A 19465-nucleotide genomic window follows, 5' to 3' on the forward strand; every position below is an offset into this window, starting at 1 on the left:
CTTGGGCCTGACGCCCGAAAAGCCTATGCTCGGATCCGCTTTCGCCGTTTCAGAACGTGCTCTTCAGCTTCTCGAAGAATCCGCCGCCGACGTCGATATCCTCGCCGCCGGCCTCCGCGAACGCCTCCAGCGCCTCGCGCTGCTCCTCGTTGAGCGACTCGGGGACGACGACGGCGACCTGTACGTACAGATCGCCGCGGCCGCGCCGCCGGAGGTGGGGCATTCCCTTCCCCTTCAGCCGGAACGTCTCGCCGCTCTGAGTGCCCGCTGGCACGTCCATCTCGACGGTGCCGTCGACCGTCTCCACGTCTATCGTGTCGCCGAAGACCGCCTGCGGGAACGAGACCGCCTCGTTGACGCGGAGGTCGTCGCCGTCGCGCTCGAACCGGTCGCCGACGTCGACGTCGACCTCGATCAGCAGGTCGCCGTTCGGCCCGCCGTTCTCGCCGGGCGCGCCCTCCCGCTCCATCCGGAGGCTCTGTCCGGACTGGATCCCCGCTGGAACCTCGACGGTGAGCGTGGCCTCCTCGCGAACGATCCCGTCGCCGCCGCAGTCCGAACAGTCCTCGCTGTACACCTCGCCCGCACCTTCACACCGCGGACAGGTGGAGGTCTGCTGGACGCGCCCGAGCGGCGTCTGTTGGACCTGCCGCACCTGTCCCTGCCCGTTACACTGCGGGCAGGTGTTCACGTCGGCGTCGGAGGGATGCCCCTCCCCGTCGCAGGTGTCACACCGCGTCGGTCGCGTGATCGTGAACTGCTTTTCGGTCCCCTCGAAGGCTTCCTCGAGGTCGACGGTGAGGCCCGTCCGGAGGTCCGTGCCCTGTCGCGGGCGGTCGTCGCGTCGGCCGCCGCGGCCACCTGGACCGCCGCCACCGCCGAAGAACTGGTTGAAGATGTCCTCGAAGCCGCCGGCGCCGGCGCCGCCCGCGCCACCGAACGGCCCTCCCGCGCCGCCGGGACCGCCCCCGCCGCCGGTCGCGCCGCGTTTGTCGGCCTCCGTGAACCGCTCGTGGCCGAGCTGGTCGTACTGCTGGCGCTTCTGGTCGTCCGTGAGCACCTCCTTCGCCTTCTGTATCTTCTTGAACCGCTCCTCGGCGTCGTCCTCGTCGCTGACGTCGGGGTGGTGTTTCGCGGCCTTCTTCCGGTACGCCTTCTTGATCTCGTCCTCGTCGGCGTCCCGGGAGACACCCAAGACGTCGTAGAAGTCCTCGCTCATGCGTTACGTTGGTGGTGTGGTCGTGGTTCGGTCGTGTTAAGCGGCGCGGCCGACGGCGACGCCGGGAGACGTCGACGTGGCCGGTGGCGGCGCGTCGGTCCGGTCGGGGCGACTACTCGTCGGTCTCGTCGTCCTCGTCGTTCACGTCCTCGAAGTCCGCGTCGACGTACTCCTCGTCGTCGCCGTCGCCGTCGGCACCGCCGGGACCCGCACCGCCCATGCCGCCGGGGCCGGCTCCGCCCATGCCGCCCATTCCGCCCGGACCGGCGCCGCCCGCGCCGCCGGGACCGGCCTGTGCGGCCTGCTGTTGTTGATACATCTGTTTGCCGATCTCCTGGAGCTGTTCGGAGAGCGCCTCGGTAACCTCCTCGATCTCCTCGGTGTCGGCGTCGTCGTCCTCGAGCGTCTCCTCGACGTCCTCGATCGCCGCCTCGATGTCGGCGACGAGGTCGTCGTCGACCTCCTCCTCGTTCTCCTCGAGGAGCGTCTCCGCGCGCTGGATCGACGTCTCGGCCTCGTTTCGCGCCTCGATGCGCTCGCGGCGGGCCTCGTCCTCCTCGGCGTGCTTTTCGGCCTCCTCTTGCATCTCCTCGATCTCCTCGTCGGAGAGGCCGACGCCGCCCTCGATGGTGATCGACTCCGCGTTGCCCGAGCCTTGGTCTTCGGCCTCCACGTTGACGATGCCGTTCTCGTCGATGTTGAAGGAGACCTCGATCTGGGGGGTTCCGGCGGGGGCCGGCGGGATGCCCGACAGCTGGAACGCGCCGAGCAGCTCGTTCTCCTCGGCGATCTCGCGTTCGCCCTGGAAGACGCGGACGTTCACGGAGGTCTGGTTGTCCGCGGCCGTGGTGAACACCTTCGACTCCTCCGTCGGAATGGTGGTGTTCTTCTCGATGAGCCGCTCGAAGAGGCCGCCCTTCACCTCGATGCCGAGCGAGAGCGGCGTCACGTCGAGCAGGACGATGTCGTCGACGTCGCCGGAGAGGACGCCGCCCTGGACCGCCGCGCCGAGCGCGACCGCCTCGTCGGGGTTGACGTTCTTCTTCGGTTCCTGACCGACGAGCTCCTCGACTTTGCCCTGGACCTGCGGCATCCGCGTCGAGCCGCCGACGAGGATGACCTCGTCGATGTCGCCCTTGTCGTAGCCCGCGTCGGAGAGCGCCTGCTCCGTCGGTTCGACCGTCCGGTCGAGGAGGTCAGACGTGAGGCTCTCGAAGGTCGCTCGCGTGACCGACTGCTCGAGGTGGACCGGGCCGCTGTCGGTCGCGGTGATGAAGGGGAGGTTGACCGTGGTCTCCTTCTTGTTCGACAGCTCGATCTTCGCCTCCTCGGCGGCGTCCTTCAGCCGCTGGAGCGCCTGCCGGTCCTCCCGGAGGTCGATCCCGTGGTCGTTCTCGAACTCCGCCGCGATGTGGTCGATGAGCGCCTCGTCCCAGTCGTCGCCGCCGAGGTCGTTGTCCCCGTTCGTGGCGACGACCTCGTAGACGCCGCCGCCGAGGTCCAGCACCGACACGTCGAACGTGCCGCCCCCGAGGTCGTATACGAGGACGGTCTGGTCGGACTCGTCGTCGAGGCCGTACGCCATGGAGGCGGCGGTCGGCTCGTTGACGATGCGCTCGACGTCGAAGCCGGCGATCTCGCCGGCGTCCTTCGTCGCCTGCCGCTGTTTGTCGTTGAAGTACGCGGGGACCGTGATCACGGCCTTCTCGACGTCGTCGCCGAGGTACTCCTCGGCGTCGCGTTTGATCTTCTGGAGGATCATCGCCGAGATCTGCTCGGGGCTGTACTCGTCGTCCCCGATCTCGACGGAGTAGTTCTCCTCGCCCATGTGGCGTTTGATGGACTGGATCGTCCGGTCGGGGTTCTGGACGGCCTGGTTCTTCGCCGGCTTCCCGACGAGCCGCTCGCCGTCGTCCGAGAAGGCGACGACCGACGGGGTCGTCCGGTCGCCCTCCGCGTTCGCGATGATCTCGGGCTCGTCGCCCTCCATCACCGCGAACGCGGAGTTGGTGGTACCGAGGTCGATACCGAGGATCTTGTTGGTCGCCATCTTGCCCGCAAATACCGGCTTGTGTCGGTTAAAGGTTACTAGACGCCCCGATATTCGGATCGATACGATGTCGACGCAGTCTTGCGTTTTCCGCGATCGTGGTAGCCACTCACATCGGTGTCTTTATACTGACCCGCTAACCCAGCCGCCCTGTGGAAAGGGGACCCCCGCCCGACGCCGCGGAACGAGCGGCCGGTTCAGAGCCCGGAGACGAGGTCCTCGAGCACCGCCGCCGGGTCGTCCGCCTTGGCGACGCCGGAGGCGAGGAGGACGCCCGACGCGCCGAGGTCGGCCGCCGCGTCCACGTCGTCGCCGGTGGAGACGCCGGCCCCGCAGAACACGTCGACGGCGGGGTCGACCGCCTCGGCGGCCGCGACCGCGTCCTCGACGATTCCGGGGTCCGCCGTCGCGACGGAGACGTCGCCGCCGATCAGTTCGGGCGGTTCGACGGCGACCGCGTCGGGCGAGAGCGCCGCGGCCGCGCCGACCTGCGCCGGGTTGTTCGCGCAGACGATCGTCTCCAGGTCGGCCCGCTCTGCCGCCTCGACGGAGCCGTCGATATCGGCGAGTTTGAGTCGGTTCTCGGAGTGGTTGATCAGCGTCCCCTCGGCCCCGTTGTCGGCGACCGCCTCGGCCAGCGTCGACCCGGTGTGGGAGCCGTGCGCGTTCGGCGAGACGTGCTGGGCCCACGTCTCGACGCCCGTCTCGGCGACGCGGGCGAGGTCGGCCGCCTGCGGAGCGACGCCGATCCGCGCGCCCGACGCCTCGGCGACGTCGCGGGCGGCGGTCGCGACCTCGATCGGATCACAGGGATACGCCTTGAGGTTCACCAGGATGAACATACGCCGGGTAACGGACGGGGGCGCAAATACCTTCGTGGTCGGTCGGCTCTCACGGATCGAGGGCACCGAAGCGGCCGCCTCCCGAAGCGAGGAGCCTCCGGAGCAACACTCTTAACCTACCGGGGATACCGACACACGAACCCGCGTTTCGACGGGTCCGATACCGCATGTCGCTCATCGAGATCATCTCAGGAGTCGAGGCTCGCGAGGCCACACTGACGGTGTTCGATCGAGACCCGAGCGTCGCCGAGACGCTCGCGGAGCACTTCGCGGATCGGAACCTCCGGGTCGTCGCGGAGCGCCCTGCGGAGGGACCGACCGGCTACGCCGTACTCTCGCGCGGCGGCGAGTTCGTGACTGCGGTCTCGGTGGACGAGGTCCTACCCGGTTCCGCCGGCGGGGACGCCGACGGACCGCCCGGAGAGGCCGACCGGGCACCCTCCCGCCGGGTCGGTGAGCCGGTCTTGGATCACCTCGACGAGACGCTTTTCACCTCGTACTCGCGTTCGGACATGGTCGCCGCCTCCCGCGAGATCGAGGACCGGGCCTGGCGCGTGGGCGACGGCGAGCTCCACGCGGGGTTCCAGACGCTCGACGTCCTGACGGGGGAGTCGAACACCTATGATCGGCTCGGCGGGAAGGAGCGCCTCGAAGTTCACGCGTACGCGGCCGCGGAAGGAGAGGCCCCGAACACCGATCGGTACGAGGTACACATCGGCCGCACCGCCGAGATCCGCGAGACGTGGTTCGTCGCCTACGACGGCGGCGGCTTCGACGGCGCGAAGTGTGTGCTGCTCGCCGAGGAGCGCGAGCCCGACCGGTTCTACGGCTTCTGGAGTTACGATCCGGACACCGTCGACCGAGTCATCGACTACCTGACGGAGCGGTACGGCACGTCCGAACGCCAGGGCGAGGACGACGCGACCGCCTGACGCCGAACGCCCTCACCTGAGACGGAAGCCTCTCCACCCGACACCGGAGTCCTCTCAGTTCGGTACGGCCACGAGGTCGGCCGGTGTCTTGAACCGCGCCGACGTTCAAGGACGGGTAATGACCTTCGAACCGAGCACGCTCGCTTCCTCGCGGCTGCTGTTGGTCGGAGACGAGACGTGGGTCGAGTCGTTCGCCGACGCGGTAGAGACGAAACTCGGAGCGACGGTTCGGACGGTTTCGACGGAAGCACACGCGCTCGAATCGATCCGCACGCGGCGACCGGACGCCGTCGTCACCGCGCATCGGCTCCCCGAGGCCTCCGGGCTCGACCTGCTCCGGGAGGTCCGCGACCGGGACGCCACGCTCCCCGTGATCGTGGCGACCGCGTCCGGGAGCGAGGCCATCGCGAGTGAGGCCATCGCCGCCGGCGTCGCCGACTACGTACGTCTCGATCCCGCCGCCGGCGCCGCCGACTCGGTTTCGAAGCTCCTCGATCGAACCGGAGACGCGATCGAGACCGCCCGACGCGACCGTGCCCGGCGCGACCGCGCTCGGCAGTTCGACGCGATATTACGCGACGAACGGACCGCGACGTGGGTCCTCGACGCCGATGGCTTCGTCGATCGGATGAATCGGACGGCTCGCGAGCTGTCCGGCCGCCCCGGTGGCAGCGACGGCGGCGACGGCCCCGTCGCCGTCTCCCTCTGGGAGCACCCGCACTGGTCGGATTCGGACCGAGTCCAGAGCGACGTCAGACGGGTGGTCGAGGCCGCGCTCGAGGGTGGGTTCGGAAACGCAGTCGTCATCCGCGGTTCGGACCGCGGCGGAACGGGAGAGAGCGAATCGACCGGCGACAGCGGAGACGGAGACGTCGACCGGGCCGTCGGAGACGGAGACGACGCGGATCGGGCCGTGATCGAACTGTCCGCGCGTCCGGTCACCGACGACCGTGGAGAGTTGGTCTCCGTCGTCGTCGAGGGCGTCGACATCACGGACTACGCCGACGTGGAGCGCGACCTCCGTCGGTCGGAGGAGCTACACCGGGTCACGCTCAACAACATGACCGACACCGTTCTCATCACCGACGAGGAGGGGGAGTACACCTACGTCTGCCCCAACGTACACTTCATTTTCGGGTACACGGCCGATGAGATACGTGAACTCGGCACCATCGACGACCTCCTCGGCGAAGATCTCTTCGATCGGGAAGCGCTCGCCGAGGAGGGCGTGTTGAAGAACATCGAGTGTACCGTGAGCGACGAGGCGGGTCGAGAGCACACGCTCCTGGTCAACGTTCGGGAGGTGTCCATCCACGACGGGACCCTGCTGTACAGCTGCCGGGACATCACCAAGCGAAAACAGCGCGAGCAGGCGCTCGCGACCCTCCAGGAGACGGCGAGGGAGTTCCTGTACGCCGGGACCGACGGGGAGATCGCCCGGCGCGTCACGGCGGACACGCCGGACGTGCTCGGTCTCGAGGCCGCCGCGGTGTACCGCTTCGATCCCGACGCCAACGCGCTCCGCCCCGCGGCGTACTCCGACGGGATGAAGCAGGCCCACGGGTCGCTCTCGCCGGTCGACGCGGACGGCGAGACGCTCGTGGGTCACGCCTTCGTCGAGGACGAGCGCCTGTTCCTCGAGGACGTCCACGCCGACGACCGGCTCTCGGATCGGTCCACGGACCTCCGGAGCGCCGCGTTCATCCCGCTCGGGGGGAACGGCGTGTTCGTCGCCGGCACGACGTCGGTCGGCGCGGTGGACGAGGTGACCCGCGAGCTCGCCGACCTGCTCGCGGCGACCGCGGAGGCCGCGTTCGATCGGATCGCGCGGGAGGAGCGCCTCCGAGAACAGGACCGGGAACTACAGCGACGAAACGACCGGCTCACGTCGCTGAACCGGATCAACGAGACCATCCGCGAGGTCGATCGCGCGCTGGTTCACGCGGAGACCCGCGAGGAGGTCGAACACGCCGTCTGTGAGCTGTTGACCGGTGACGACCGGTTTCGCTTCGCCTGGATCGGCTCGACGAACGCGACCGGGGAGACGCTCACGCCGCGGGCGTGGGCCGGCGCGGGGAAGGGATACCTCGACGACCAGTCCGTCTCGGTGGCGGCGAGCGGGGTCGAGCCGGCCGGTCGGACGGCGGCGACCGGCGAGATGACCGTGATCGGAAACGTCCCCGGCGGACTTCGGGAGGAGGAGTGGCGAAAGACCGCCGTGTCGCGTGATTACCTCTCCGTGGTCAGCGTGCCGCTCGTATACAACGACTTGACGTACGGCGTCCTCACCGTCTACGCGGAGGAGCGCGAGGCGTTCTCCGAGATGGTTCAAGCGGTGTTCGCGGAGCTCGGCGAGACGATCGCTTCGGCGATGGGCGCGATCGAACGGAAGAACGCGCTCTTGACGACGTCCACGACGCGCGTCGAGTTCGCCGTCGAGGACTCGACCTTCCTCCTCTCGCGGCTGGCGCGGGGCGCCTCGTGTACGGTGTCCTATCAGGGGGGTGCGCGCCAGACCGCGGAAGGGAGCTACGTCTTCGTCGAGGTGGAGGGAGCGACCGTCGAGTCGGTCGCGGCGATCGCACGGGAACTCCTCTTCGTGGACTCCGTCCGCGAGATCAACGCGACCGAGACGGGAGGCGTGTTGCGGTTGCGGCTCTCGCGACCGTTCCTCGCGGAGGAACTGGCCGATCACGGGGTCGTGTTTCACAGCGCGTCCGCGACGCCGTCGTCGACGAACGTCGTCATCGACGTCCCCGAGGGCGTCGACGTCTCGCGGATCGGTCGCCTGCTGGAGGAGACGTTCGAGGAGACGCGGCTCGTCTCGAAGCGGACCCGGGACCGGGCGGCCGGACGCGACCTCCACTCGCGGTTCCTCGGAGAGTTGACCGACCGACAGCTCGAGGTGGTCCAGACCGCGTACTACGGAGGGTTCTTCGAGTCACCTCGAGAGCGCTCCGGCGAGGAGATCGCCGAGACGCTCGACATCTCCTCGTCCGCCTTCTACCAGCACGCCCGCGCGGTTCAGCGGAAGCTGTTCTCGGCGCTCTTCGACGAGCGGAACGTCGAGGTCGCCGACTCCCCGTGAGTGTTCACTATCCAACCCCTCGAACTATCATGGGTTGGATAGTGAACCACACCGTACAGGTGGATCCCGCCGGTACTCGAGGGAAGAGCATCGGACCCGACGGTGCTCGCGTGTTACAATGAGAGACGTGACCCAGGACGCCGATAGAGAGGCCGCCTACGAGTGTTTCGATTGCGGGAACGTCGTCGACGGGACGAATCCGGGACGCTGTCCCGAGTGTGGGAGCGCGATGCGGAATCGCGGGACGCCGATCGAGTAGCCGATTTCGACCGCCGAGTGACTGATATCAACCGCCGAGTGACTGATATCAACCGCCGAGTGACTGATATCAACCGCCGAGCGACCGATTTCACTCCCGGCCGACCCGATCACTCCTTCCGTTTGACCACGTCGCCGAGCGTCATCGTCCCGGCGTCGTTCGATTCCCAGTCGGCGTCGACGTCCTCGCCCTCGACGAGCGAGACGTCGAGCGCGCGCTCGAGCTTCCGCTGGATCTCGTCGGTGGGGAGGGTGTCGCCGCGCTCAAGCTTGCGGATCAGGCTCGCCTTCTCGTTGAGGTCGTCCGCGAGTTCCTCCTGGCTCAACCCCTTCGACTCCCGGGCCTTCCTGATACGGTCGTCGTAGTCGGTGGCGATCTCCTCCATGTCGTCGAACATGTCGCGACGACGCTTCGAGCCGCCCGAGGAACCGCTCGAACCGCCCGAAGAGGAGGACGAGGATTTTCCCGAACTGGAACTCGTCGAGTACTTGCTCCCGGCGGAGCTGCTCGGCTCCTCACGGACCTCCGTGCCGAAGTCCGTACAGGAGCTACACAGCTCCAACTCGGCGCCTTCGACCTTCGTCGTCGTCAGGGAGGCCTGCTCGGCACCACACATTTCACACTGGGGCATACGCGGGGCTAACACAGCCGGTCGTATAAAGGGTGCGCCGCGGGACTTATCCCTCGAGCGGGGAGACCGAACGCATGGAGTACACGACGCTCGGGAACACCGGAACGACCGTGAGTCGCCTCTGTCTCGGCTGTATGAGCTTCGGAAGTGGGCACGACTGGATGCTCGACGAGGAGGAGAGCGAGGAGCTGATCGAGCGCGCGATCGAACTCGGAGTGAACTTCTTCGATACCGCGAACGTCTACTCGAACGGCGAGAGCGAGGAGATACTCGGGGACGTGCTCGCCGAGTACGACCGCGACCGGCAGGTCGTCGCCACCAAGGTGTACGGCGAGATGGACGAGTCGAACCCGAACGCGAGCGGGCTCTCGCGGAAGGCGATAGAACAGGAACTCGAGAACAGCCTCGATCGACTCGGAATGGAGACGGTCGACCTCTATCAGATCCATCGCTGGGACGAGGAGACGCCGATCGAGGAGACGCTCGCCGCCCTCGACGACGCGGTCCGCCGCGGGAAGGTCCGTCACGTCGGCGCCTCCTCGATGTGGGCCCACCAGTTCGCCGAGGCGCTACACGCGAGCGATCGGGAGGGATACGAGCGGTTCGTCACGATGCAGAACCTCTACAACCTCGCGTACCGCGAGGAGGAACGCGAGATGATCCCGCTCTGTGAGAAGGAGGGGATCGGCACCCTCCCGTGGAGCCCGCTCGGTGCGGGCTACCTGACGCGCCCCTACGAGGCGGACGACGCGACCACGCGCGGGGAACACGAGACGGAGATCGGCCGGCCGTACCGCGAGGGCGGCGGCGAGGAAGTCAACGCCCGCGTCGAGGAGTTGGCCGACGAGCGGGGCGTGAAGATGGCGCAGATCGCGCTCGCGTGGGTACTCGAGAAGGACGTCGTCGACGCGCCCATCGTCGGGACTTCGAGCGTCGAGCATCTCGAGGACGCGGTGGAAGCGCTCGAGATCGACTTGTCCGGATCCGACGTCGAGTGGCTCGAGGAGCCCTACGAGCCGGTCCGCGTCTCCGGACACGAGTGAGACCGGCGGCGGGTGGTCGCCGGTCCCTCGCCGACGTCCGTTCGTCCCCACTCGGCGGTCGTGAGTCGCCGTGGGTCGCCGTAACAATCATAAGAATACGCTATATACCCACACGCAGTGGCATCCCGACAGGGCGGGTCGGGGGCCGAGGAGGTCCCCCGTCCCGGATCGACGGAGCGTCGGACCGCACCGCACACGGCGTCACCCGAGACCGCGTCACCCGAGGCCGATCGGCGCCGCGCGTCGACCGCGCGACCCGGTTCGCCCGAGTCGCTCCCGTCTCGGGAGCGGGCGACCGATCCCGACCGCGGACGGTCGACGCCCCCGCGGAGGCGCACGCCGGAGGACCCACCCCTCCGCGATCCCGGGTCGTACGCGCTCACGAACCACTTCCGCGAGCGGTTGGAACAGCCCGGTCGGTACGTCTCCACGCGAACCGTGACCGAGGCGATCCGGCGTGGACAGCTCCGCTGGAACCGGACGGACGGCTGGCGATTCGCGCTGGTCGACGGGGGGATCCGATTCGTCGTGGTCGTGAGCGACACCGAGACCGACTCGCCGGTCGTCGTCACCGGCTGGACCGAGGTGGCGGACCACGAGGCCGCGCTCGAGGCGGGTCGGTTCGACCCGGTCGACGTCGACACCATCGCCCTCCGAGCCGCGCTGAGCGAGACGCCGGAGACCACGATACCAGACCGCATCCGGCCGCGAACGGTCACCCGACCGTTCGTCGTCGGCGATCACCGCCTGGAGACCGAGCCTGGCGAGCCGTTCGTCCGCTGTGTCGGGTGCGGTTGTCGGTTCCGCTCGAAGGAGGCGCTCACCTCGAAGCGCTGTCGCGGTCGGTCCGACGGGCGGTCCGGCGGGCGGTAGGTGCGCGAACGGACCACGTCCCTCGGCCTCAGGCGCGGCCTCGCGTTCGCGTTACTCGCCCCCGTCCGACTCGTAGGTGACCTCGATGCCCCGCGGCACCGGACGGAGGAGGTACGTCCCGTTCCCGCGCTCGACGGGCGCGAAGTCGGCGGTGAAGCTCGTGACCGATTCCTCCCTGATCTCGAACTCCTGGTTGAACGTGAGCGGCGCGTTCCCGGGCAGTTCGACGGTCGCCTCCCCGCCGTCCGCGAGGGTCGCGTCGGTTCCAGAGACGTCGAGTTGGAGGTACGGATAGGTCCCGATGGTCAGCTCACGCTCGTCGATCAGCTGGGTTTTCTCGCCCTGTAGCCGGACGAGATCGGCCTCCTGTGGCTCGTCGAACTCGTGGTACTCACGTCCCTGCGGGCCGTCCTCGTCGGACGACTCGTCGTCGCTACCGTCAGATCCGGTCTCGTTTCCGTCTCCGGGATCGGTCTCGTTGCCGTCATCGACGTCTCCCTCGTCGTCTCCGTCCCCCTCCCCGCCGCCGTCGCCGCCTTCCGGCCCCAGCCAGATCCCGTCGATCGTGACGACGAGCGACTCGAAGTCGCCGATGTCGGCCGGCTGGTCGGTGATCGACGTCGCGAGCGTGCCGGTCGCACGGCCGACACAGCCGGCGAGCCCGGCCGTTCCGAGCGCGGCGGCACCGGTCGCACGGAGATACTCACGACGGCCGATCGCCCCGAGGCGCTCGAACCGGTCGCTCACGTCAGACACCTCCCGCGCCGTCGAGGTCATTGCCGGCGAGATCGCTCACCGCGTCACCGAGGTTCTCGACCTCCCCCGACAGGAAGCCGTCGACCTCGTTCAGGAGGTCGCCGACGAACTCCGGAACGGGCTCCGGAAGGTCGCTCGGCGGTCCGGCGTCGTCGCTGGCGTTCGCGTCCGGGCCGACGTCGGCGGGGGCGTTCGACCCGGCTGCGGCGACCCCGCCGGCCGCGACGCCGGTTCCGATCAGTACGACCGCGGCGAGCGCTCCGAGGAGCGCGGTTCGAATGGCGTTCATTGCGAGTCGCGCTCGAGCCGCTATCGACTTCAATCACCCACTCGCTTCGCCCGGTTCGGTTCGGATTAACTCGGATTAATCCGGTTCGAGAACCCGTGAGGCAGTCGATTTCGAACGACCCGTCTTCGGCGGGATCGGCGACGCCCACGACGCCGGAGGCGGACGGCGCGCAGTGGCAGGGACGACCCGGCACGCGGCGAGAGCACCTCAGCCCGCGGCGGAGAACACGGGATCCTCGTCGTCGCCGTGGCGGAGGTACTGGACGGCGGCCCCGCCGACCAGGAACGCGAGGAACGCCGGGATCGAGGGGGCGGCCTGCTGGGTGATCGCGAGCACCTCGCCGGCGAGGACGGCCCGCCACACCGGGTACGCCGTCGCGAGGACGCCGGCGCCGAGCCCGGTCAGCGCCAGCGACATGATCGGGTCGGCGTACCGCATCGCCAGGATCCCGGCGACGACGCCGACGAAAAGCGAGGCGAGGAGGAACCGCTGGAACTCGGGCTGTACGAACAGGCCGGAGCCGGCGAGCGCCGCCGGGTCGATCGCCTCGACGATCGGCGCTCCGGATCCCGCCGGGTCGTACACCCGATCGAGGACCGACTCGCCGACCGTCAACACGAGGGTCGCGAGCGTCGAGAAGAGGAATGCCGAGATCGCCACGGCGAACCGGGCGACGAGCGGAACCAGCCCACGACCGAGGAACGCGCCGATCAGCACGAGCGACGCGGCGAACCCGATCCGGCCGCCGGTCGAGACGGTCCCCGAGGCGACCCGCGGGACGACGACCCAGCCGACCACCCCGCCGCCGGCAGCGCCGGCGATCCACCCGGTCCAGCCGAGGACGCGGTCCGTGAGGTCGTATGCGGCGATCACCAACACGGCCCCGATCAGCGTGTTGACACAGAGCAACGCGAACACCACCGGCGTCTCCGCGAGGGACATGCGCCGGGCTACCGCCCGATGTCGTATAGTTCTATTGACGACAGGGTCGGCCGGGCGGCCTACGTCTCGCTCCGGCCGGCCTACGTCTCGTCCGAGCGGTTTACGGAGAATCGAGGAGAAAGCCTCGCGCTTTAGCGCGGGGATGAATCCGACACTTCCTTTCACACTCCACCGGTCGATGGCACAGCTGGATATTCCACGATATTCCAATCCAAGCCATCAAGTAATTTTATCTACATAGGTTACGTATGGCGAAACAGGTCGTTACCAGCACCTACACTGCTTCCATACGGAACCAGTCGCGGGTGCAAGACGACCTTGATTCGCTCGGGTTCGCCGCCTCAAAACTCTGGAACGTCGGACGGTGGACGTGTAGTCGGATCTGGGATGAAATCGATCACATCCCTAACCACAACGAACTCACCACGTACCTCAAAACCCACGAATGCTATGATGACCTCCATTCTCAGTCAAGTCAGCGAGTCCTTCAAGAACTCGCTGAGGCGTTCAACGGCTGGTACGGCAAACGGCAAAACGGAGATACGAAAGCGAACCCGCCCGGCTACCGCAAACACGGCGATGAACATCCGCGTTCGACGGTGACGTTCAAAGCCGCTGGCTTCAAACTCGACACCCAGTACAACCGCGTCCGACTCTCAAAAGGATCGAACCTGAAAGAGTACTGGTCGGATTTCGTCCTGTGTACGTACCAAACTCGCCCCGACGTTGACCTCTCCACCGTGAAGACTGTCCAACAGGTTCGGGCAGTCTGGACGGGTGAGGAGTGGGAACTCCACTTCGTCTGTAAGGTCGAGATCGACGTGACTGACGCCCTCGGTGAGAAGACGGTGGGTGTTGACCTCGGTATCAACAACTTTGCGGCACTCGCCTATGAAGACGGCCACAGCGAACTGTACCCGCTGAACTGCTTGAAACAGGACGACTACTACTTCAGCAAGCGGATCGCTCAGTGCGACAACTCGAACTCCGAGCAGGCCACGCGGTCGAACCACAAGAAATCGGCTCGCCGCACACACTACTTCCACACACTCTCGAAACACATCGTCCAACGATGTGTTGAGGAGGAAATTGGAACGATCGTAGTGGGCGATCTCTCCGGCATCCGTGAGGATGAAGAGATCAGCGAGTCAAAGAACTGGGGTAAACACGGGAATCTTGACCTGCACTCGTGGGCGTTCGACCGCTTCACCGACCTCCTCGAATACAAAGCTGAGATGGAAGGAATCACGGTTGAGCCAGTGTCTGAGCGGGACACCTCGAAGTCGTGTTCGTGCTGTGGTCGGGAACGAAAGGCGAACCGTGTTGAACGCGGACTGTATGTCTGTGATGAGTGCGGTACAGTGGCGAACGCAGACGTGAACGGCGCTGAGAACATTCGGCAGAAAGTATCTCCGAGTTCACCGAATCTTTCGGTGAATAGGAGTAACGGCTGGTTGGCACAGCCATCGACGTTCCTGTTTGACAAGGAAACTGGTGCGTTTGCACCTCAAGAACAGGTCACGTCGTAAACCACAATATCCCAAACCAGCGGTGCGGTGCCGTGGGAATCCTCGCGCTTCAGCGCGGGGAGGATGTCAAGCCTCGGCGTTCCGCTTGGTGTAGGCGTCGAGCGCCGTCTCGATCGTGGACAGGTCGCGGGTGACGCGGCCGTCGGCGACGCGCATGAACCCCGGCGTGTACGACGCGGAGTAGTCGAAGATCCGGTTGACGCCGCGTTTCGGAACCGAGATCGGAGTGAACGACTCGACCGTGTACACCCGCGTGGTCGGGAACGCGGTCCAGAACGTGCCGCTGGCCCAGCGGTCCTCGTCGACGAACGTCTCGCCCACTCGGCCGGTGGCGACGTACTCGCCGTCGTGGTAGAACAGGAGGAGATCGCCGGACTCCATGCGGTCGAACGTCGAGCCGTTCCCGCTGTCGTCGTCGACGGCCCACAGCCGGACTTCCTCGACGTCCGCGAGCGGCTCCGGCCGGTCGGGGTACTCGGCGAGGTCGACCGCGGACCGGACCGTTCGATCGAAGTTCTCCGGATCGACCGGGACGAGAAAGACGTTGTCGCTCATTGTCCCCATTTTCGCCGGGAGGGATTTAAAAGCGTTCGTTGACCGACCGCGACCGATCCGCCGGTATCAGTTTATCGGCCGGTATCGGCCGCTCCCGCTCACTCTCCGTCGTATTCGTCGTAGAGCCGGTCCATCCGGGCGGCCATCACGAAATCGGATCGGTGGAGACCGTCGATGTCGTGGCTCCACATCTCGATGCCGACTTCGCCCCACGAGAGGTGGATGTCGGGGTGGTGCCACTCCGCCTCGGCGAGCTCGCCCACGTCGTTCGTGAACTCGAGGGCGGTCGCGAAGTCCTCGAAGGGGTACATCGCCTCCAGGTGGTGCTCCTCGATCACCTCCCAGGCGTCGCCGAGTTCGTCGAGGTGGTCGGCGTACTCCTCCGGCGTCAGCGGCTCGTCGTCCTCGGCGGACGGCTCCACCGGCTCGTCGGCGAGCGAGGATGTCATGTGCTCCCGTTGGACTCGGAGGGGTTTGTACCTTCCGCGCCGGGAGTCGGCTCCCGTCCATCGAACTCCGTCTCCATCGTCTTCGGGAGCCATCCGCGAGAGTTGGCTTGCTTATAAGACGGATGTTTCGGTTGTGTTTCGAGTGGACAGAAGGGAACAGTTGCTGGCGCGGTGAACTCGTCCAAAGCCCCAGTCACGAGGACTCGCGTGACTCGCTGTGGTCCTCGTCGCTCGTTTCCTCGCTCCTGCGGTCCTTGCGTCGTCAGGCTTCGTCCTCGCAACTGCCCCTTTGAGTCCCACCCAACCGCAACCGCCCCGCACCTCATTCCTCCCCAGCCTCGCGGTTCGCGCTCTCCGAGCGCTCACCGCGTCCCTCGCGGGCTCCTCGTGCCCCGGTGGGGCACTCGGAGGCGCGCCACCGCACAGCAGGATCGCTCGTTCTTTCCCCTGTAGTGAGCGGTTCACCGACGGCGTGCGAACGGTTCCATGAATCCGTATACGGGAGCGTTAAACCGCTCCCGGTCGTCGGAGAAGCCATGAACTTCGACGCCACGTTCGGCACGGACGCGCCGGTGATCGGCATGATACACCTGCCCGCGCTCCCCGGCGCTCCCGGCGCGCCCGACGACGGCGCGGTCGCGATGGACGCCGCCGTCGACCGCGCCGTGGACGACGCGAGAAAGCTCGAGTCCGGCGGCGTCGACGGCCTGATGATCGAGAACTTCGGCGACGCGCCCTTCTACCCCGACGACGTGCCGAAACACACGGTTGCGGCGACGACTCGCGCCGCGACGGCCGTCGCCTCGGCGGTCGAGTTACCGATCGGGATCAACGTCCTCCGGAACGACGCCGAGGCCGCCGTCTCCGTCGCCGCCGCGGTCGGGGCGGCGTACGTCCGGGTGAACGTTCACACAGGCGCACGCGTGACCGACCAGGGGATCGTCGAGGGGCGCGCTCACGAGACGGTCCGGCTCCGCGAGCGGCTCGGCGTCGACATCGGGATCTTCGCCGACACCGACGTGAAACACTCCGCGCCGCTCACGCCGGCCGAGTACTCCGCGGAGTCGTTCGCCGACACCGCCGAGCGCGGACTCGCGGACGCCGTGATCGCCTCCGGGTCGGGGACGGGTCACGCGGTCGACGGCGACGCGCTGGAGGCGGTCGTCGCCGAGCGCGAACGACACGGGCTCGACACGCCCGTCCTCGTCGGCAGCGGCGTCCGGCCCGACACGGTCGGCGACCTCCTCGGCGTCGCCGACGGCGTCATCGTCGGGACCGCGCTGAAGGAGGGCGGCGAGACGACCGCCCCGGTCGACCCCGACAGGGTCGCGGAGCTGGTCGCGCGGGCGGACGACGTTCGGTGACTCCGGTCCCTTCGGCGGCGATGATGGTCACGACGACCGAGTAGGATCAGCGTACCCGGACCCGAAGAAACGAAGACGACCGGCCTTTCCGCGTCTGGGAAGTCCTCTAAATGCCCGGTACAGCTTGTAGCTTTCAAGTGGCAGTATCGTCCCACGCCACGTCAGGGGAGACATGATTCCAACAGCGCTTTGAGAGTCCAGATCGCCCCGTCTTCCCCGTCTCACAGACAAAGCCTATACCGAACCGATCAAAGCTAGAGTGTATGTCTCCGTACTCGAGACGCCACGCCCTCCGCGGCGGTCTCGTTACAGCGACGGCCTGTCTTGCGGGATGCGTGTTCTCTCGAGACGAAGACGGCGAAGAGAACGAGCGCGGACGAACGCTTCACGAGTCGGATGTCACTCTCAGTTCGACAGCCTCGTGGCCGAGCTACAGGCGTGATGCTCGCAATACCGGGTACGATTCCGACGTTTCGGGTCCGAGAGATGACGCTACAGTCGCTTGGCGGTATAGTGCTCGCACCGAGGCGGAATCGGGCGTCGTCGTCGACGGCGGTCGCGTGTATGCTGGCGGATCGATCCTCGACGGAGAAACTGGCCAGCGGATCGGCGGGGAGTGGGGTGGCCACACGACTACGCCGACCGTCGCCGACGGGACCCTCTTCGTCCCCACGTTCGACCTCGAGGGACGAGATCCCGCGACCGGAGAGCTCGATTGGACGTTCGAGCCGGATTCACAGGCCGGCGGACTGGGAGGGGTGACCGTCGCCGACGGGACCGCATACGTTCTGGGGAAACTGGGGAAACGCGGACGGCCGCCGATATATGCGGTCGATGGTACGTCGGGCGAAGAGGAGTGGCGGTGGACTCCCGACGGCGACGAGATCGGGTCGGTTCGATCGCCGCTCGCAGTCGCCGACGACACCGTCTATCTCCTCGACGAAAACGGCATAGTGTGTGCTATCGACCGCGAAACTGGCGACGAGAAGTGGCGACGGCCCACCTTCGTCAGAACGTCCAGTTCCCCGGTCGTCGTCGATGGAACGGTGTACTTCGGCTCGGAGGACAGCGAAGCGACCGCGCTCCGTGCCGAGGACGGGGAACCACGATGGCGTACGAGACTCGCTCACGAGTCGGAGGAGACCGTCGCGGTCACGTCCGAGTCGGTCTTCGCGACCGGTGGTGAGAACGTGACGCGTCTCTCGACGGCGGACGGAACGATCGAGTGGGAGCGGCAGTTTGACGACGTGGGCCAGCTCGGCTCACCGACGGTCGCTGGTGACACCGTCTACGTGGGGTCTCGAAGCGACGGAACGGTCCTCGCTCTCGCGGCGGGAGATGGGACCGAGAACTGGCGCGTCGAGACGCGGAGCGTCTCTTTCGGAGACTATACTCGGAGCGGAGTCGTTGATGGGCCAGCCGTAGTCGACGGCGTCGTGTACGTTGCGACAGAGCCCGGCGATGTGTACGCGATCGCGGAGCTGTGACCACTACGGAAAGCAGTTAGCGACGTGCGGTGTCCGGAACTGAATCGGTAAAATCGTCCCGCTACTCTATTTCTAGCCGCCAGACGCCGTCAGCCTCGACCTCGATCCACGAAATACCGGCCGGACTCGCACGCGTCTCGCCGGAGAACTCGCCGATCTGGTTAAACACGACCTCGTCCGGGGTCCCTCCGCTTGCGTCCTCGTTGTAGACCTCGACGACGAAGTTCCCGCCGTCGGACTCGTGCTCGCCAGTGAACGTCGTCGTCTCCGCAAGCTCGACCGGTCCGACTACCGCGTGTCCGTCGCCGCTGGCACTGACGCTTGGGGTCCGAATCTCCTCCGGTGGCGCAAACGGCTGCCCGACCGTCATCGACCAGTTGCGTTCGGTCGCGACGGCGAAGTCGTAGTCCCCGCTATCAGCCGCGAAACAGGCGGCTCCAGCCGTGTCAGAACTGTTGACTACGAGTCCTCCTACTGACCCATCGGTCTCGACGATGAAGTTCTCTTCACTATCGTTTTGGAAGGCGACGACCGTGAACGCCGATCGAAGTGGAACGGCATCTATGCCGGCCGAGTCGTCGCTAGTGAACGTCTTACTCTGCGGATCGAACAGCGGATGGTCGGTGTCGAGCGTGTCTCTAACGTCTAACAACGTGTTCGCATCTGACCGCTTCGTGGCACCGATTCCTCCATCCAAGTCCCGTTCCCGTACCGCTTCATCCTCCGTCTCTGATTGGTTTGGCTGCTCACTGTTATCCGAATCCCGCTCGCTCGGTTCCCCAGCGTTATCCGTACCCCCACAGCCAGTAAGTGCGGCGACTCCCGCCACCGATAGCCCGAGTATGGCTCGGCGATCGAGGGAACGCGTACGCGGTGGACCAGTCATTACGACCCGTTCCGACACCTGAAAGATAAGCTCTGTGGGCCTTCCGTGCGTTCCCTTCTCATTCCCCGTTTCGGGTACTCCGCCGAATACAACGCCTAGAGTCGCCGTTTCGAACTCTCGGTTCCGCAAAGACGGGATTCCGAGACGAGGATTGAGCGGCTTGCCCTCCGAATCCCGTCAAGTGAGCGAACGAATTGGCCCTGTACCGAGCGATCCGCTGCTGCTCCGAGACGGGAACAGACACAAGGACTATTCGAGGGGCCCGCCTCGG

18 protein-coding genes are annotated in these 19465 nt (G+C 66.7%); 8 read left to right on the forward strand and 10 right to left on the reverse strand.

From position 1 onward, the window contains the following. Positions 1–49: 49 nt before the first annotated feature. The 3 genes from dnaJ to tpiA form a co-directional block, all read right to left on the reverse strand. Positions 50–1219 carry a molecular chaperone DnaJ gene (dnaJ, locus tag FN829_RS03245; protein ID WP_142985571.1) on the reverse strand — a complete coding sequence of 390 codons (1170 nt, stop codon included), beginning with the start codon at positions 1217–1219 and terminating at the stop codon, positions 50–52. Positions 1220–1331: 112 nt separating this feature from the next. Further along, entirely contained in the window at positions 1332–3269 is a 1938-nt protein-coding gene (gene dnaK / locus FN829_RS03250; protein ID WP_142985572.1) for a molecular chaperone DnaK, read from the reverse strand. 197 nt (positions 3270–3466) lie between these two features. Continuing rightward, on the reverse strand, positions 3467–4111 hold the full coding sequence (tpiA, locus tag FN829_RS03255) for a triose-phosphate isomerase (protein WP_142985573.1): 645 nt from the start codon (positions 4109–4111) through the stop codon (positions 3467–3469). 167 nt (positions 4112–4278) lie between these two features. Between tpiA and FN829_RS03260 the strand changes: the two genes are divergently transcribed. From FN829_RS03260 to FN829_RS03270, 3 genes are all read left to right on the forward strand, one after another. Further along, entirely contained in the window at positions 4279–5043 is a 765-nt protein-coding gene (locus tag FN829_RS03260) for a DICT sensory domain-containing protein (protein ID WP_142985574.1), read from the forward strand. A 118-nt stretch (positions 5044–5161) separates the two neighbouring features. Continuing rightward, positions 5162–8131, forward strand: a complete 2970-nt coding sequence (locus tag FN829_RS03265) for a bacterio-opsin activator domain-containing protein (RefSeq protein ID WP_142985575.1) — start codon at positions 5162–5164, stop codon at positions 8129–8131. A gap of 118 nt (positions 8132–8249) precedes the next feature. Then, complete coding sequence (locus tag FN829_RS03270) at positions 8250–8390, forward strand: rubrerythrin-like domain-containing protein (protein WP_142985576.1); 141 nt, start codon at positions 8250–8252, stop codon at positions 8388–8390. A gap of 109 nt (positions 8391–8499) precedes the next feature. On the opposite strand, the gene FN829_RS03275 is transcribed toward FN829_RS03270, so the two are convergent. Next, positions 8500–9021: a multiprotein bridging factor aMBF1 gene (locus tag FN829_RS03275; RefSeq protein WP_142985577.1), complete on the reverse strand. Its 522-nt coding sequence runs from the start codon at positions 9019–9021 to the stop codon at positions 8500–8502. Between the two features lie 74 nt (positions 9022–9095). Here FN829_RS03275 and FN829_RS03280 point away from each other — a divergent pair, with 74 nt between their 5' ends. Both FN829_RS03280 and FN829_RS03285 read left to right on the forward strand, forming a co-directional pair. Continuing rightward, positions 9096–10064 carry an aldo/keto reductase gene (locus tag FN829_RS03280; protein WP_142985578.1) on the forward strand — a complete coding sequence of 323 codons (969 nt, stop codon included), beginning with the start codon at positions 9096–9098 and terminating at the stop codon, positions 10062–10064. 117 nt (positions 10065–10181) lie between these two features. Further along, on the forward strand, positions 10182–10937 hold the full coding sequence (locus FN829_RS03285; protein ID WP_142985579.1) for a hypothetical protein: 756 nt from the start codon (positions 10182–10184) through the stop codon (positions 10935–10937). A gap of 51 nt (positions 10938–10988) precedes the next feature. On the opposite strand, the gene FN829_RS03290 is transcribed toward FN829_RS03285, so the two are convergent. The 3 genes from FN829_RS03290 to FN829_RS03300 all read right to left on the reverse strand — a co-directional run bounded on the left by FN829_RS03290 (position 10989) and on the right by FN829_RS03300 (position 12924). Then, positions 10989–11684: a DUF4382 domain-containing protein gene (locus FN829_RS03290; protein ID WP_394348701.1), complete on the reverse strand. Its 696-nt coding sequence runs from the start codon at positions 11682–11684 to the stop codon at positions 10989–10991. A 1-nt stretch (position 11685) separates the two neighbouring features. Then, on the reverse strand, positions 11686–11982 hold the full coding sequence (locus tag FN829_RS03295; protein ID WP_142985581.1) for a hypothetical protein: 297 nt from the start codon (positions 11980–11982) through the stop codon (positions 11686–11688). A gap of 207 nt (positions 11983–12189) precedes the next feature. Beyond that, entirely contained in the window at positions 12190–12924 is a 735-nt protein-coding gene (locus FN829_RS03300) for a hypothetical protein (protein WP_246066432.1), read from the reverse strand. A gap of 248 nt (positions 12925–13172) precedes the next feature. On the opposite strand from FN829_RS03300, the gene FN829_RS03305 reads away from it, so the two are divergent. Next, entirely contained in the window at positions 13173–14453 is a 1281-nt protein-coding gene (locus FN829_RS03305) for an RNA-guided endonuclease InsQ/TnpB family protein (RefSeq protein ID WP_142985582.1), read from the forward strand. A 66-nt stretch (positions 14454–14519) separates the two neighbouring features. Here the strand turns inward: FN829_RS03305 and FN829_RS03310 are convergent, their stop codons facing one another. Both FN829_RS03310 and FN829_RS03315 read right to left on the reverse strand, forming a co-directional pair. After that, on the reverse strand, positions 14520–15008 hold the full coding sequence (locus FN829_RS03310) for a hypothetical protein (protein WP_142985583.1): 489 nt from the start codon (positions 15006–15008) through the stop codon (positions 14520–14522). Between the two features lie 98 nt (positions 15009–15106). Then, positions 15107–15457: a 4a-hydroxytetrahydrobiopterin dehydratase gene (locus FN829_RS03315; protein WP_142985584.1), complete on the reverse strand. Its 351-nt coding sequence runs from the start codon at positions 15455–15457 to the stop codon at positions 15107–15109. 536 nt (positions 15458–15993) lie between these two features. On the opposite strand from FN829_RS03315, the gene FN829_RS03320 reads away from it, so the two are divergent. Both FN829_RS03320 and FN829_RS03325 read left to right on the forward strand, forming a co-directional pair. Then, complete coding sequence (locus tag FN829_RS03320; protein ID WP_142985585.1) at positions 15994–16821, forward strand: BtpA/SgcQ family protein; 828 nt, start codon at positions 15994–15996, stop codon at positions 16819–16821. A gap of 560 nt (positions 16822–17381) precedes the next feature. Beyond that, positions 17382–18308 (forward strand): PQQ-binding-like beta-propeller repeat protein, encoded by a 927-nt coding sequence (locus FN829_RS03325; RefSeq protein WP_185955666.1) that lies wholly within the window; start codon positions 17382–17384, stop codon positions 18306–18308. Between the two features lie 61 nt (positions 18309–18369). Here FN829_RS03325 and FN829_RS03330 read toward each other — a convergent pair whose 3' ends face one another. Beyond that, positions 18370–19005 (reverse strand): hypothetical protein, encoded by a 636-nt coding sequence (locus FN829_RS03330; protein WP_142985587.1) that lies wholly within the window; start codon positions 19003–19005, stop codon positions 18370–18372. Positions 19006–19465 lie beyond the last annotated feature (460 nt).

Source organism: Halorubrum cibi, from assembly GCF_900182635.1.
Classification (GTDB): Archaea; Halobacteriota; Halobacteria; order Halobacteriales; family Haloferacaceae; genus Halorubrum; species Halorubrum cibi.

Excerpts from the sequence above, each read along its gene's own strand:
- FN829_RS03310 (WP_142985583.1), bottom strand. The coding sequence starts at position 15,008 with ATGAGCGACAACGTCTTTCTCGTCCCGGTCGATCCGGAGAACTTCGAT.
- FN829_RS03320 (WP_142985585.1), top strand. The coding sequence starts at position 15,994 with ATGAACTTCGACGCCACGTTCGGCACGGACGCGCCGGTGATCGGCATG.
- dnaK (WP_142985572.1), bottom strand. The coding sequence starts at position 3,269 with ATGGCGACCAACAAGATCCTCGGTATCGACCTCGGTACCACCAACTCC.
- FN829_RS03280 (WP_142985578.1), top strand. The coding sequence starts at position 9,096 with ATGGAGTACACGACGCTCGGGAACACCGGAACGACCGTGAGTCGCCTC.
- FN829_RS03315 (WP_142985584.1), bottom strand. The coding sequence starts at position 15,457 with ATGACATCCTCGCTCGCCGACGAGCCGGTGGAGCCGTCCGCCGAGGAC.
- FN829_RS03265 (WP_142985575.1), top strand. The coding sequence starts at position 5,162 with ATGACCTTCGAACCGAGCACGCTCGCTTCCTCGCGGCTGCTGTTGGTC.
- FN829_RS03300 (WP_246066432.1), bottom strand. The coding sequence starts at position 12,924 with ATGTCCCTCGCGGAGACGCCGGTGGTGTTCGCGTTGCTCTGTGTCAAC.
- dnaJ (WP_142985571.1), bottom strand. The coding sequence starts at position 1,219 with ATGAGCGAGGACTTCTACGACGTCTTGGGTGTCTCCCGGGACGCCGAC.
- tpiA (WP_142985573.1), bottom strand. The coding sequence starts at position 4,111 with ATGTTCATCCTGGTGAACCTCAAGGCGTATCCCTGTGATCCGATCGAG.
- FN829_RS03260 (WP_142985574.1), top strand. The coding sequence starts at position 4,279 with ATGTCGCTCATCGAGATCATCTCAGGAGTCGAGGCTCGCGAGGCCACA.
- FN829_RS03295 (WP_142985581.1), bottom strand. The coding sequence starts at position 11,982 with ATGAACGCCATTCGAACCGCGCTCCTCGGAGCGCTCGCCGCGGTCGTA.
- FN829_RS03270 (WP_142985576.1), top strand. The coding sequence starts at position 8,250 with ATGAGAGACGTGACCCAGGACGCCGATAGAGAGGCCGCCTACGAGTGT.
- FN829_RS03275 (WP_142985577.1), bottom strand. The coding sequence starts at position 9,021 with ATGCCCCAGTGTGAAATGTGTGGTGCCGAGCAGGCCTCCCTGACGACG.
- FN829_RS03305 (WP_142985582.1), top strand. The coding sequence starts at position 13,173 with ATGGCGAAACAGGTCGTTACCAGCACCTACACTGCTTCCATACGGAAC.